This is a genomic window from Streptomyces sp. NPDC057638, from assembly GCF_042800315.1.
Lineage (GTDB): Bacteria > Actinomycetota > Actinomycetes > Streptomycetales > Streptomycetaceae > Streptomyces.
In genome coordinates this window covers 1-12,817 of record NZ_JBHVHF010000242.1, presented here as the reverse complement: position 1 = coordinate 12,817, position 12,817 = coordinate 1, and the positions used below count along the sequence as shown (strand labels likewise).

The window sequence follows — 12,817 nt, the reverse complement described above, 5'->3', positions numbered from 1 at the left end:
CCGCGTGTCCGCACACATCTGGCCGCCAGGGGCACCGGGCCCACCGCGCACGTGCGACCGAAGCCGCGCTCCCCGCCACGAACGCCTCAGACCAGCGCGTGGGACGTCCGCCCCGCCGTCTCGTCGATCTCCGTGTGCGCCTTCTCCAGCAGCTGGGAGGCGATGTCCATCAGCGCCCGCGCCCCGGAGATCTCCTCACCCACCCGGAGCTGCTCCGGATCGGACGGATGCCGCTGGGCCAGCCCGTGCCCCCGCACCTCGGTCCCGTCCGCGAGCCGCACCATGGCGGCGGCCCGGGTCCGGTCGCCCTCCTCGTGGAACTCCAGCTCGATGTGCCATCCGACGAGTGTCTGCATGACGGATCACCTCCAGAGGTACGTCTCCAGGGTGCGCCCGGCGCCCGCAGATCACCACTTCCCCGCTCCTCCGCTCACCCAGAGACACATCCCGGCGACAGAGCCGGTACGTCCTCTTCCAGGAGCGTCAGGGCGGAACGGCAACCCCGGCACACCGAGGCCCCACGGGACCACCCCCCACCCGCGCCCCCTCCGGACCCCCCTCACCCACCCGTCGCCGACGACTCTTCGCCTCCTCACCGACCAGCCAGTCCGCACCCACCGCCGGATCCACCCGCCGTCCCCCTGAACCTCAACCACCTGCGGTCCGTGCCCTGTTGGTGGGAGCGCGCGTGGGGCTCGGTCAAGCCAACGGCATTGGTCCAGACCTTGACTGAGCCCCGTCAACACGCTTCAGTGTCTCCACAACCCCCACCACCACGGCGCCCCCGGAGCGAGCACCCCACCACGCCCTCCAGCGGCGGCCGTTGACGCACGGAGGAGACACCGCGTGCTCAAACGACGTCTCACCTCGGTCCTCGTGACCGCCCTCGCCGCCATCGGGCTGGCGGGCGCGACCCTCATCCCCACGGCGGCCCCGGCGGCCGCCACCACCGCCCCCGCCCAGGCCGCGAAGGCAACGGCCGACGAGTGCACCACCGCGCCCAACTGGCGCGCGGGAACCTGGTACACGACTGGCAACGTTGTCAGGTACACGAACGGCCAGTACTACATCGCCGAACACGACAACCCGGGGTACGACCCCACCATCAGCACCTGGTTCTGGAATCCCCACACCTGTAGCGGCGGCGGCAACCCCGGCCCCGGGCCGGGCGGATTCGTCGTCAGCGAGGCTCAGTTCAACCAGATGTTCCCAAGCCGGAACTCCTTCTACACCTACGCCGGACTGAAGGCCGCGCTCAGCTCGTACCCGGCCTTCGCCAACACCGGCAGCGACACCGTGAAGAGGCAGGAGGCCGCCGCCTTCCTCGCCAACGTCAGCCACGAGACCGGCGGACTGGTCCATGTGGTGGAGCAGAATCAGGCCAACTATCCGCACTACTGCGACCGCAGCCAGCCCTACGGCTGCCCGGCCGGACAGGCCGCCTACTACGGCCGCGGCCCGATCCAGCTCAGCTGGAACTTCAACTACAAGGCCGCCGGTGACGCCCTCGGCATCGATCTGCTGAACAACCCCTGGCGGGTGCAGAACGAGTCGGACATCGCCTGGCGCACCGGCCTGTGGTACTGGAACACCCAGCGCGGCCCGGGCACGATGACCGGCCACGCGGCCATGGTCAACCAGGCGGGCTTCGGCCACACCATCCGCTCCATCAACGGCTCCCTGGAGTGCGACGGGCGCAACCCGGCACAGGTCCAGAGCCGGGTGAACAACTACACCCGCTTCGCCGCCATCCTCGCCGTCCCCACCGGGGCCAACCTGTACTGCTGACCCGCCCCGACCCCGTACGCGGGGAAGCACGGCACAGCACGGCATACGGATCGACAACGGAGCACAGCGGCACGACGGCGGCGGACCCGGACCCGCACAAGATCCCGGGTCCGCCGCCCTCGCCCACCCGAGCGCGGCGCGACGGGCTCTACAGCCCGCGCGCCACCTCGGTGGCCCAGTAGGTGAGGATCATCCCCGCCCCGGCCCGCTTGATCCCGGTCAGCGACTCCAGGATCGCCCGCTCCCGGTCGATCCACCCCTTCTCGGCGGCGGCCTCGACCATCGCGTACTCCCCGCTGATCTGGTACGCGGCGACCGGCACGTCCACCGACTCCGCCACCTTCGCCAGCACGTCCAGATAGGGCCCGGCGGGCTTGACCATCACCATGTCCGCGCCCTCCTCCAGATCGAGGGCCAGCTCCCGCAGCGACTCCCGCAGATTCGCCGGGTCCTGCTGGTAGGTCTTGCGGTCCCCGCTGAGCGAGGAGCCCACGGCCTCCCGGAAGGGTCCGTAGAAGGCGGAGGCGTACTTGGCGGTGTAGGCGAGGATGGCGACATCCTCCTTGCCGATGGTGTCCAGGGCGTCCCGGACGACCCCGACCTGGCCGTCCATCATCCCGCTGGGGCCCACGACATGGACCCCGGCGTCGGCCTGGACCTGCGCCATCTCGGCGTACCGCTCCAGCGTGGCGTCGTTGTCCACCCGGCCGTCGGCGTCGAGGACCCCGCAGTGGCCGTGGTCGGTGTACTCGTCGAGACAGAGATCCGACATGATCACCAGATCGTCGCCGACCTCGGCCCGGACATCGCGGATGGCGACCTGGAGGATGCCGTCCGGGTCGGTGCCCGCGCTGCCCAGACCGTCCTTCTTGGCCTCCTCCGGCACCCCGAAGAGCATGATCCCGGCGACCCCGGCCGCACACGCCTCGACGGCGGCCTTCCGCAGGGTGTCCCGGGTGTGCTGGACGACCCCGGGCATCGCGGAGATCGGCGCGGGCTCGCTCAGCCCCTCCCGCACGAAGGCGGGCAGGATCAGGTCCGAGGGGTGCAGCCGGGTCTCGGCGACCATGCGCCGCATCGCGGGGGTGGTCCGCAGCCGCCGGGGGCGCGTACCGGGAAACGCTCCATACACACTCATGGCACCTACGCTACGCCCCGCGCCCCACCGCGCCGCACCGGCCTCGAACGTCATACGGAAGGGCCCGCACCGGCTGAGGAACGCCGTGCGGGCCCTTCGTAGGCGACGCGATGAACTCAGGTGGTCGTCCGGCGGCGACGGCCGCCGGGCCGCCGCTCCGACGGCCGCAGCACATGCTCCCCGGCCTCCACGGCCGCCTCCCGGCGCGCCGCGCCGAACTCGGCCAGCGCCTCGGCCAGCCGGTGCACCGACGGCTCCGGCGAGAGGACGTCGACCCGCAGCCCGTGCTCCTCCGCCGTCTTGGCGGTGGCGGGGCCGATACAGGCGATCACCGTCACGTTGTGCGGCTTCCCGGCGATCCCCACCAGGTTCCGCACGGTGGACGACGAGGTGAACAGCACCGCGTCGAAGCCACCGCCCTTGATCGCCTCACGGGTCTCGGCGGGCGGCGGCGAGGCGCGCACCGTCCGGTAGGCGGTGACGTCGTCCACCTCCCAGCCGAGCTCGATCAGGCCCGCCACCAGGGTCTCGGTGGCGATGTCGGCACGCGGCAGGAAGACCCGGTCGATCGGGTCGAAGACGGGGTCGTACGGCGGCCAGTCCTCCAGCAGACCCGCCGCGGACTGCTCGCCGCTGGGCACCAGATCCGGCTTGACGCCGAAGTCGATCAGGGCCTTCGCGGTCTGCTCGCCGACCGCCGCGACCTTGATCCCGGCGAAGGCGCGCGCGTCGAGCCCGTACTCCTCGAACTTCTCCCGCACCGCCTTGACCGCGTTGACCGAGGTGAAGGCGATCCACTCATAGCGCCCGGTGACCAGGCCCTTGACCGCCCGCTCCATCTGCTGCGGGGTGCGCGGCGGCTCGACGGCGATGGTCGGCACCTCATGCGGTACCGCACCGTACGAACGGAGCTGGTCGGAGAGCGAGGCGGCCTGCTCCTTGGTGCGCGGCACCAGCACCCGCCAGCCGAAGAGCGGCTTGGACTCGAACCAGGCGAGCTGGTCCCGCTGGGCCGCGGCGCTGCGCTCCCCGACCACGGCTATCACCGGCCGGTGCCCGTCCGGCGACGGCAGCACCTTGCCCTGCTTGAAGGTCTGGGCGATGGTCCCGAGCGTCGCGGTCCAGGTGCGCTGGCGGGTGGTGGTCCCGCCGACGGTGACGGTGAGCGGGGTGTCGGGCTTGCGGCCCGCGGACACCAGTTCACCCGCGGCGGTGGCGACGGCGTCCAGCGTGGTGGAGACCACGACGGTGCAGTCGCTGCTGCCGACCTCGGTCCAGCAGCGCTCGCTGGCGCTGACCGCGTCCACGAACCGTACGTCCGTGCCCTGGGCGTCGCGCAGCGGCACTCCGGCGTAGGCGGGCACCCCGACGGCGGTGGCGATACCGGGCACGACCTCGAAGGGAATCCCCTCCGCCGCGCACACCAGCATCTCCTGCCCGGCGTCGGCGTCGAGCCCGGGATCGCCGGTCACCGCGCGAACGACCCGCTTGCCGCCCCGCGCCGCCTCCATGACAAGATTGAGCGCATCCCTGAGTACGGGGATTCCGGCGGTTGTTGACGCCTCGTCAACAACGGTCAGCTCCGGCGTGCTGACGCTCGCCCGCGCATGGCCGCGTACGACATCGAGTACCTCGGGCTCGGCGATCAGTACGTCGGCTCCCGCGAGCGCCTCGACGGCACGCAGGGTCAGCAGCCCAGGGTCGCCGGGTCCGGCGCCGAGGAAAGTGACGTGCCCGTGTGCCGAGAACGCCGAGGACGGGTTGGTGGTGGGGCTCAATGTGCTCGCTCCCCCATAAGACCGGCCGCACCCTTGGCGAGCATCTCGGACGCGAGTTCGCGACCGAGCGCGATGGCGTCGCCGTGCGACATGGGTACGGGTCCGGTGGTGGACAGCGCCACCAGCGTGGAGCCGTCGGTGGTCCCGACGACGCCCCGCAGGCGCATTTCAGTGACAACCTGCCCGTCGCCCAACAGGTCGGCCAGCGCACCCACGGGTGCGGAGCAGCCGGCCTCCAGGGCGGCGAGCAGAGAACGCTCGGCCGTCACGGCGACCCGGGTCGCCGGGTCGTCGAGTTCGGCGAGGCGAGCGGCGAGTTCCGCGTTATCCGCGGCGCACTCGACCGCCAGGGCCCCCTGGCCGGGGGCGGGCAGCACGGAGTCCACCGACAGGAAGTCGGTGATCTCCTCGGACCTGCCGATACGGTTCAGCCCCGCGGCGGCCAGGACCACCGCGTCGAGCTCCCCGCTGCGTACATATCCGATCCGGGTGTCGACATTGCCCCGGATCGGCACAGTCTCTATATGGGTGTGGTGCGCCCGCGCGTACGCGTTGAGCTGCGCCATCCGGCGCGGCGAGCCGGTACCGACCCGGGCGCCCGCGGGCAGCTCCGCGAAGGTCAGCCCATCGCGCGCCACCAGCACGTCCCGCGGGTCCTCCCGCGGCGGCACGGCCGCCAGCAGCAGCTCGTCGGGCTGTGTGGTGGGAAGGTCCTTCAGCGAGTGAACGGCCAGGTCCACCTCGCCCGAGACCAGCGCCTCCCGCAGCGCGGCGACGAACACGCCGGTCCCGCCGATCTGCGCCAGATGCTCCCGGGAGACATCCCCGTACGTGGTGATCTCCACCAGCTCGACGGCGCGCCCGGTCACCCGCTCGACCTCCCGGGCGATCTGCCCGGACTGGGCCATGGCGAGCTTGCTCCGCCGTGTCCCGAGCCTCAGTGCCCTCTCGGTCATACTCGCCCTCGGTTCTTGACGTCAGTGTCACTGTCACTCAGATCGGCCCGGCTGACGGAGGCGACCGTCTCCGGGTCGAGATCGAACAAGGTCCTCAGCGCGTCCGCGTACCCGGCGCCACCCGGCTCGCTCGCCAGCTGCTTCACCCGCACGGTCGGCGCGTGCAGCAGCTTGTCGACGACACGGCGCACGGTCTGCGCCACCTCGGCGCGCTGCTTCTCGTCCAGGGTGGGCAGCCGCCCGTCCAGCCGGGCGATCTCCCCGGCGACCACACCGGCGGCCATGGCGCGCAGCGCGACCACGGTCGGGGTGATCCGGGCCGCCCGCTGCGCCGCCCCGAAGGCGGCCACCTCATCGGAGACGATCTGGCGCACCTGGTCCACATCGGCGGCCATGGGCGCGTCGGCGGACGCCTCCGCGAGGGACTCGATGTCGACCAGCCGCACCCCGGCGAGCCGGTGGACCGCGTGGTCGATGTCCCGGGGCATCGCCAGGTCGAGCAGGGCCAGCGCCACCGGCTCCCGTCCGCCCGCCGCCACGGCGGGGGCAGTGCGCAAGGGGCGGGCCGTGGTGGCGTTCTCCACCCAGGTGCCGTGCAGCGCGAGGTCTTCGGCGAGCTCCTCGGCGGGCCGCTCATGAGGCAGGCCGACGGGGCAGACGTCCTCGGCGGTGCGCGCGGCCGGGACCTCACCGTGTTCGGCGGGGCCGACCGCGAGGTCCTGGACCCGCCCGTCCCGGGCGGCGGTCGCGGCGAGCCGCGCCACCAGGCTGCCGTCGGGGGCCCGCAGCCGCTGGGTGCGGTCGGCGGGCGCGTCCTCGGCGGGGGTCCCGGCGATCACCCGTCCGGCCAGCGCCTCGGCGACGGCGTCGGCGTTGAGTACCAGGCCCGTCGCCCCCGTACAGGAGACGACGACGTCGGCACGTGTCAGCTCGGCGGGCACCTCGTCCATGGCGACGGCCCGGGCCCGGGCGCCCGTCCCGGACAGCACGGCGGCCAGCCGGGTCGCGCGCTCCAGCGTGCGGTTGGCGATGACCAGTTCGCCCACAGCGAGGCGGCCCAGTGTGGTCGCCGCGAGCGAGGACATGGATCCCGCCCCGATGACCAGGGCCCGCTTGCCCGCGGCCCACTGCTCCACGTCCCGGCCCTGGGCGAGCTGCTCCAGGCCGAAGGTGACCAGCGACTGGCCGGCCTGGTCGATCCCGGTCTCGCTGTGGGCCCGCTTGCCCACCCGCAGCGCCTGCTGGAAGAGGTCGTTGAGCAGCCGCCCGGCGGAGTGCGACTCCTGCCCGCGGGCCAGGGCGTCCTTGATCTGGCCGAGGATCTGCCCCTCGCCCACGACCATCGAGTCCAGTCCGCACGCCACCGAGAAGAGGTGGTGGACGGCACGGTCCTCGTAGTGGACATAGAGGTAGGGGGTGAGCTCCTCCAGCCCCACACCGCTGTGCTGGGCCAGCAGCGTGGACAGCTCGGCGACCCCGGCGTGGAACTTGTCCACGTCGGCGTAGAGCTCGATGCGGTTGCAGGTGGCGAGGACCGCGGCCTCGGCGGTGGGCTCGGCGGCCAGGGTGTCCTGGACCAGCTTGGCCTGCGCGTCCACCGAGAGCGACGCCCGCTCCAGCACGCTCACGGGCGCGCTGCGGTGGCTCAGTCCGACGACGAGAAGACTCATACCGGCATCACCGCGGGCATGTCCCCGTCGGGCCCCTTGCGGCCACCGGGCTCACCCTCGGCCTTGCGCTGTTCGTGGAAGGCGAGGATCTGGAGCTCGATCGACAGATCGACCTTGCGCACATCGACCCCGTCGGGCACGGAGAGCACGGTGGGCGCGAAGTTCAGGATGGAGGTCACCCCGGCGGCGACCAGCCGGTCGCAGACCTGCTGGGCGGCACCGGCGGGCGTGGCGATGACGCCGATCGACACCCCGTTGTCGCTGATGATCTGCTCCAGCTCGTCGGTGTGCTGGACGGCGATCCCGGCGACGGGCTTGCCCGCCATCGCGGGGTCCGCGTCGATCAGCGCGGCGACCCGGAAACCACGGGAGGCGAAGCCCCCGTAGTTGGCCAGCGCGGCACCGAGGTTGCCGATACCGACGATCACCACGGGCCAGTCCTGGGTGAGCCCCAGCTCACGGGAGATCTGGTAGACGAGGTACTCCACGTCGTACCCCACCCCGCGCGTCCCATAGGAACCGAGGTACGAGAAGTCCTTCCGCAACTTGGCGGAGTTCACCCCGGCGGCGGCCGCCAGCTCCTCGGAGGAGACCGTCGGCACGGACCGCTCCGAGAGCGCGGTCAGCGCCCGCAGGTACAGCGGAAGCCGGGCGACGGTGGCCTCGGGGATTCCTCGGCTACGGGTCGCCGGTCGGTGATTTCGGCCAGTTGCCACGGTGCTCCTGCGGGATGAGCGAGGCTCTAGGCGGCCGTGTGTCCCAAGACCGCCCCGTCCACAGCAGGCTAAGTCTTTGTGAACGCGTGCACAAAGATGGTGTCCGTTTTGTCCACGTAAAGTGATCGGGGTCACGCGCTTTGATCGCGCCAGGACGGAACCGCGCACCGCGCTGACCCGTTTTGGATCTGAAGGGGGCACAGCAGCAATCACTCCTTCATCTGTCACCCCCGAGGCCGCTCCACTGTGCCCTGCCGCCATCGGGTCCCGATAGAGCCATGACAACTTTCGCCCCGCCCGGCACCAGCGCCCCTCGGGTGCCCGCACGCCGCGACCGGCCCCCGGACGGCGCGGCCGGGGCCGATCCCCACCCAGGAACACGTGACCCGACGGCCCCGGGCTCACCCCTCCAGCGCCCGCCGCAGCCGTTCCGGATCCACCCGCCAGAAGGTGTGCTGCTCGCCGTCGACCAGGACCACCGGGATCTGCTCCCAGTAGGCCCGGTGCAGCTCCTCGTCCCGCGTGATGTCCTTCTCCTCCCAGCGCGCCCCGGTCCGGCCGCAGACCTCCTCGACGACGGCCCGCGCGTCATCGCAGAGATGACACCCCGGCTTGCCGATGAGCGTGACCACCCGCTCCCCCGCCGTACCGCCCCCACCGCTCTTGCCCTTGCCGCGTCGCCACACTGGACTCATGGGCCCATTGTCGACCTCCCCCAGCCTTCGGCCGGGGGTACCCCCACCCCAGCCTTCGGCCGGGGGTACCCCCACCCCAGCCTTCGGTCGGCGCGCCCCATCGCCGCCGCTCCGGCCGTACGGAGACCGCCATCGGTGCCGACAGCGGCCCTGAGGCACCTCTCCGCTGGCTCACCCAGGGGCAGCCACCCCCCTGAGCCCGGCACCCCCGGTATCCCCAGCCTCCCCGGGCGGGGATGCCCCGGCCGCAGGCCCCCGGCGCTCCCGGGATGAGAGACCGCCCACATTCCGCTTGACCGCCGTCGCGCCCAGCAGGGCGGTCACCGCCCGTTCACCCGTACCGCGCCCGGGCGCGGCGGGAAGTTCCGAACAGACTGGCTATGCTCGCCCCATGGCCGCTCTGGGATGGCTCACCCCCCGTAGGCGCACCGCCACCGCACGCAGCGTACTCGCAGGCGAGGCGGCGGCCGAGGCAGCGCGCAAGACCTCACAGCGACTCGAACAGGTCGCCGCCACCGAGCCCGCCGAGACCGCCCTCCCCATGACCCCTTCCGGCGCGCCTCCTTTTCCCGTACCTCCTTTTCCCGTACCTCCTTTTCCCGTGCCCGGGGATGACCGCGCCGCCGCCTTCTTCGATCTCGACAACACCGTCATGCAGGGTGCGGCCCTCTTCCACTTCGGCCGTGGCCTGTACAAGCGCAAGTTCTTCCACCGGGGCGATCTGGCCCGGTTCGCCTGGCAGCAGACCTGGTTCCGGCTCGCCGGCGTCGAGGACCCCGACCATATGCAGGACGTCCGCGAGTCCGCCCTGTCGATCGTCAAGGGCCACCGCGTCTCCGAACTGATGAGCATCGGCGAGGAGATCTACGACGAGTACCTGGCCGACCGCATCTGGCCGGGCACCCGCGCCCTGGCCCAGGCCCACCTCGACGCGGGCCAGAAGGTCTGGCTGGTCACGGCGGCCCCGGTGGAGACCGCCACGATCATCGCCCGCAGGCTCGGGCTGACCGGCGCGCTCGGCACGGTCGCCGAGTCCGTCGACGGCGTCTACACCGGCAAGCTGGTCGGCGAGCCGCTGCACGGCCCGGCCAAGGCCGAGGCGGTGCGCGCCCTGGCGGCGGCCGAGGGTCTCGACCTCTCCCGCTGCGCCGCTTACAGCGACTCGCACAACGACATCCCGATGCTGACGCTGGTGGGCCACCCCTACGCCATCAACCCGGACACCAAGCTCCGCAAGCACGCCCGCGCCCACGACTGGCGGCTGCGTGACTACCGCACCGGCCGCAAGGCCGCCAAGGTCGGCATCCCCGCCGCCGCGGGCGTCGGCGCCCTCGCGGGGGGCACGGCCGCGGCCGTCGCCCTCCACCGCCGTCGCCGCTGAACCGTTTCCGCCCCGTCCCTCGCGCCGCGCTACCGACGCGCAACACCCCCGGGGACGACACCCCGCGCCCCGACGCGCCCCGCCACCGGCCCGCAACACACCCACCGCGGTCCCGCGCGTCGCTATGATCACCCCGAGCCGCGCCCTCTTCCACCGCACCCGCCCCACGCGTGCCACCCAGACGGAAGATGCTGCTCCATCGGGCCTCCGGCTCCCTCGAAGAGTCAGATCGCGATCGAATTCGGTCACCAACCGATCGCAACCCCTTACCCAACCCGTCGCCGGACCAGAACAGAAGCGACGTAATCGATGATTTGAGCAACTGGGCGTAGCACTGCCTGTACGAAGCGTTATTCTCCTCAGACGCATACGGGAACCCACCAGTCGCCACGACGGGTGAACCATCCCGCACTGCACGTGTTGGAAGCTCTGCCTCTGGGAGTCCCGTGTACCCACACGTCGGGGTTGACGCCTCGGGCCTGGCTACGCTCCGCGCGGCGGTCCTCGACCACTTGCGCGGTTTTGTCCCCACCGCGTACGCCGTCCCCGCCCTCGCCCTGCCCCGCCTCGCCGCCAGCGGACCCGCCGCGCCCTGCTACGCCCTGGCCGACGGCCGGGCCGCGGTCGGCAGACGGGGCGGCCGCAGCGGCTCAGGCGCCGCGGCCACCGCGCGCCGACCAACCGCTGACAGCGACAGCGCCCGCATGATGGAGCTGGTCGAACGCGCCCAGGCCGGTGAGGCCGACGCCTTCGGCCGCCTCTACGACCAGTACAGCGACACGGTCTACCGCTATATCTACTACCGCGTCGGCGGGAAGGCGACGGCGGAGGACCTCACCAGCGAGACGTTCCTGCGCGCCCTGCGCCGCATCTCCACCTTCACCTGGCAGGGGCGCGACTTCGGGGCCTGGCTGGTGACCATCGCCCGCAACCTGGTCGCCGATCACTTCAAGTCCAGCCGCTTCCGCCTCGAGGTGACCACCGGGGAGATGCTCGACGCGAACGAGGTCGAGCGCAGCCCCGAGGACTCGGTCCTGGAGTCACTGTCCAACGCCGCCCTCCTGGAAGCGGTGCGCAAGCTCAACCCCCAGCAGCAGGAGTGCGTGACCCTGCGCTTCCTCCAGGGGCTCTCGGTGGCGGAGACCGCCCGGGTGATGGGCAAGAACGAGGGAGCGATCAAGACCCTCCAGTACCGCGCCGTCCGCACCCTGGCCCGGCTCCTCCCGGACGATGCCCGCTGATCTCCCCGACCACCCTCAACTCACCATCGGTGACGCCTCGATGACGCACTGGTCCGATCATCCGCCGCGCGTAACCCAAGTGCCGACACACTCGTTGTGCGGGATGCAGGCTCCCTGTGGTCACACCCTGCCCGCAGCCGTTCACCCCATCGAGCGGACGCGCTCAAGGTGTGCAACCTTTTCGACGCCCAGGGGAGTCGATCGTCATGACGAGAGGAGGTGCCGCCAGTGATCGCGAACGTATCGGCGCACCGGCGGGCGAACGCCTTCGCCCGCGCCGTGGAGGACCAGGCGGCCGGACAGCCGGATGACGCGGTCGAACCGACCGGACAGCGAGAGCTGCTGGCGCTGGCCGCCGAGCTCAGCGCGATGCCGAGACCGCAGCTCGACCCCGAGGTCAAGGTGGTCCAGCGCGCACAGCTGGTAGCCGCCATGGAGGCCATGTTCCAGGAGGCCACCGCCGGAGGGAACGCTCCGGCCGGCCCCTTGGTCCCCGAGCAGCGCAAGGGGGGCCGTGGCGTCCACCGCGCCTCCCGGCTCCGACGGCTGCGGCCCCGCTCCCGCTGGTCCAAGGGGCTCGCCGCGGGCGGTCTGACCGTCGGTGTCGCGGCGGGGGCGTTCACCGGTGTCGCGGCCGCCAGCTCGGACGCGCTCCCCGGCGACACGCTCTACGGGCTGAAGCGGGGCATGGAGGACATCCGGCTGGGCATGGCCGACGGTGACTCCGACCGGGGCGAGCTCTATCTGGACCAGGCGTCCACCCGGCTCAGCGAGGCCCGCAGACTGATGGAGCGCGGCCGGGCCGGGGCCCTCGACCACGAGTCGCTCGGCGAGGTCCGCCGGGCGCTGAAGGGCATGCACCACGACGCGGTGCAGGGCCACCGGCTGCTCCACGAGGCCCATCAGCGGGACGGCTCACTGGGCCCCCTGCAGAAGCTGGACTCGTTCTCCCGCGCCCATCGCGACGCGTGGAACGGGCTGCGGAACAAGCTCCCCGCCCAGCTCACGGACGTGGGCAACGAGGTCAACGAGGTCTTCGACGCCATAGACCAAGAGGTCGAGCCGCTGCAGTCGCTCCTGCCCCGCCCGCCGGAGCAGAGCCGGGGCGACTCCCAGCGGCCGGGGGCCACACCAGGCTCCCGGGGCGGTGCCACGACGCCCAGTGGGGAGACTCCCTCGTCATCGGCGGGATCGCCCGACTTCCCGAGCGGTTCGGCGAGCGACCCCCGCCCCTCGGGATCGGCCTCCAGCCCCACCGAGGGCCTGCTGGGAGACGGCGGACTGCTGGACCCACCCGGCTCCTCCTCGCCGCCCTCGGGCAAGAACTCCCCGTCCACACCGCCGGATGTCACCCTCCCGCCGCTGCTCCCCGGTCTGCTGCCCGGTCTGGGGCTGCACTCCGAGGAGGAAGGCGGCTGACGGTTCCCCGATGCCGGTGGGCCCGGGGCACATGC

Annotated in this window: 11 protein-coding genes; 4 read left to right on the top strand and 7 right to left on the bottom strand. The window is 72.0% G+C overall.

Annotated features, from left to right (window positions below):
* Positions 1-86: 86 nt before the first annotated feature.
* Positions 87-356 (bottom strand): DUF1876 domain-containing protein, encoded by a 270-nt coding sequence (locus ACFVIM_RS26365; protein ID WP_384306003.1) that lies wholly within the window; start codon positions 354-356, stop codon positions 87-89.
* Positions 357-846: 490 nt separating this feature from the next.
* Between ACFVIM_RS26365 and ACFVIM_RS26360 the strand changes: the two genes are divergently transcribed.
* Positions 847-1,788, top strand: coding sequence for a glycoside hydrolase family 19 protein (locus tag ACFVIM_RS26360; protein WP_384306000.1), 942 nt, complete (start codon positions 847-849; stop codon positions 1,786-1,788).
* Positions 1,789-1,936: 148 nt separating this feature from the next.
* Here the strand turns inward: ACFVIM_RS26360 and hemB are convergent, their stop codons facing one another.
* From hemB to ACFVIM_RS26330, 6 genes are all read right to left on the bottom strand, one after another.
* Complete coding sequence (gene hemB / locus ACFVIM_RS26355) at positions 1,937-2,926, bottom strand: porphobilinogen synthase (protein ID WP_384305997.1); 990 nt, start codon at positions 2,924-2,926, stop codon at positions 1,937-1,939.
* 116 nt (positions 2,927-3,042) lie between these two features.
* Positions 3,043-4,704: a uroporphyrinogen-III synthase gene (locus ACFVIM_RS26350; RefSeq protein ID WP_384305995.1), complete on the bottom strand. Its 1,662-nt coding sequence runs from the start codon at positions 4,702-4,704 to the stop codon at positions 3,043-3,045.
* A complete protein-coding gene (hemC, locus tag ACFVIM_RS26345; RefSeq protein WP_384305993.1) occupies positions 4,701-5,660 on the bottom strand; it encodes a hydroxymethylbilane synthase in 960 nt (319 codons plus the stop codon). Before hemC ends, ACFVIM_RS26350 begins: the two co-directional genes overlap by 4 nt.
* A complete protein-coding gene (locus ACFVIM_RS26340; RefSeq protein ID WP_384305991.1) occupies positions 5,657-7,330 on the bottom strand; it encodes a glutamyl-tRNA reductase in 1,674 nt (557 codons plus the stop codon). Before ACFVIM_RS26340 ends, hemC begins: the two co-directional genes overlap by 4 nt.
* Positions 7,327-8,046 (bottom strand): redox-sensing transcriptional repressor Rex, encoded by a 720-nt coding sequence (locus ACFVIM_RS26335; protein ID WP_384305989.1) that lies wholly within the window; start codon positions 8,044-8,046, stop codon positions 7,327-7,329. The genes ACFVIM_RS26340 and ACFVIM_RS26335 overlap by 4 nt, the downstream gene beginning before the upstream one ends.
* A 401-nt stretch (positions 8,047-8,447) precedes the next feature.
* The gene (locus tag ACFVIM_RS26330) at positions 8,448-8,741 is read right to left on the bottom strand and encodes a glutaredoxin family protein (protein ID WP_384305987.1); all 294 of its coding nucleotides are present in this window, start codon (positions 8,739-8,741) and stop codon (positions 8,448-8,450) included.
* Positions 8,742-9,132: 391 nt separating this feature from the next.
* Here ACFVIM_RS26330 and ACFVIM_RS26325 point away from each other — a divergent pair, with 391 nt between their 5' ends.
* The 3 genes from ACFVIM_RS26325 (at position 9,133) to ACFVIM_RS26315 (ending at position 12,782) form a co-directional block, all read left to right on the top strand.
* Positions 9,133-10,122, top strand: a complete 990-nt coding sequence (locus tag ACFVIM_RS26325; protein WP_384305985.1) for an HAD family hydrolase — start codon at positions 9,133-9,135, stop codon at positions 10,120-10,122.
* Positions 10,123-10,568: 446 nt separating this feature from the next.
* The gene (locus tag ACFVIM_RS26320) at positions 10,569-11,363 is read left to right on the top strand and encodes an ECF subfamily RNA polymerase sigma factor, BldN family (protein ID WP_384305983.1); all 795 of its coding nucleotides are present in this window, start codon (positions 10,569-10,571) and stop codon (positions 11,361-11,363) included.
* Positions 11,364-11,591: 228 nt separating this feature from the next.
* Positions 11,592-12,782, top strand: a complete 1,191-nt coding sequence (locus tag ACFVIM_RS26315; RefSeq protein WP_384305980.1) for a DUF5667 domain-containing protein — start codon at positions 11,592-11,594, stop codon at positions 12,780-12,782.
* The last annotated feature ends 35 nt before the right edge of the window (positions 12,783-12,817 follow it).

Coding starts and splice junctions, on each gene's coding strand:
- hemC (WP_384305993.1), bottom strand. CDS start 5,660: ATGACCGAGAGGGCACTGAGGCTCGGGACACGGCGGAGCAAGCTCGCC.
- ACFVIM_RS26330 (WP_384305987.1), bottom strand. CDS start 8,741: ATGAGTCCAGTGTGGCGACGCGGCAAGGGCAAGAGCGGTGGGGGCGGT.
- ACFVIM_RS26340 (WP_384305991.1), bottom strand. CDS start 7,330: ATGAGTCTTCTCGTCGTCGGACTGAGCCACCGCAGCGCGCCCGTGAGC.
- ACFVIM_RS26325 (WP_384305985.1), top strand. CDS start 9,133: ATGGCCGCTCTGGGATGGCTCACCCCCCGTAGGCGCACCGCCACCGCA.
- hemB (WP_384305997.1), bottom strand. CDS start 2,926: ATGAGTGTGTATGGAGCGTTTCCCGGTACGCGCCCCCGGCGGCTGCGG.
- ACFVIM_RS26365 (WP_384306003.1), bottom strand. CDS start 356: ATGCAGACACTCGTCGGATGGCACATCGAGCTGGAGTTCCACGAGGAG.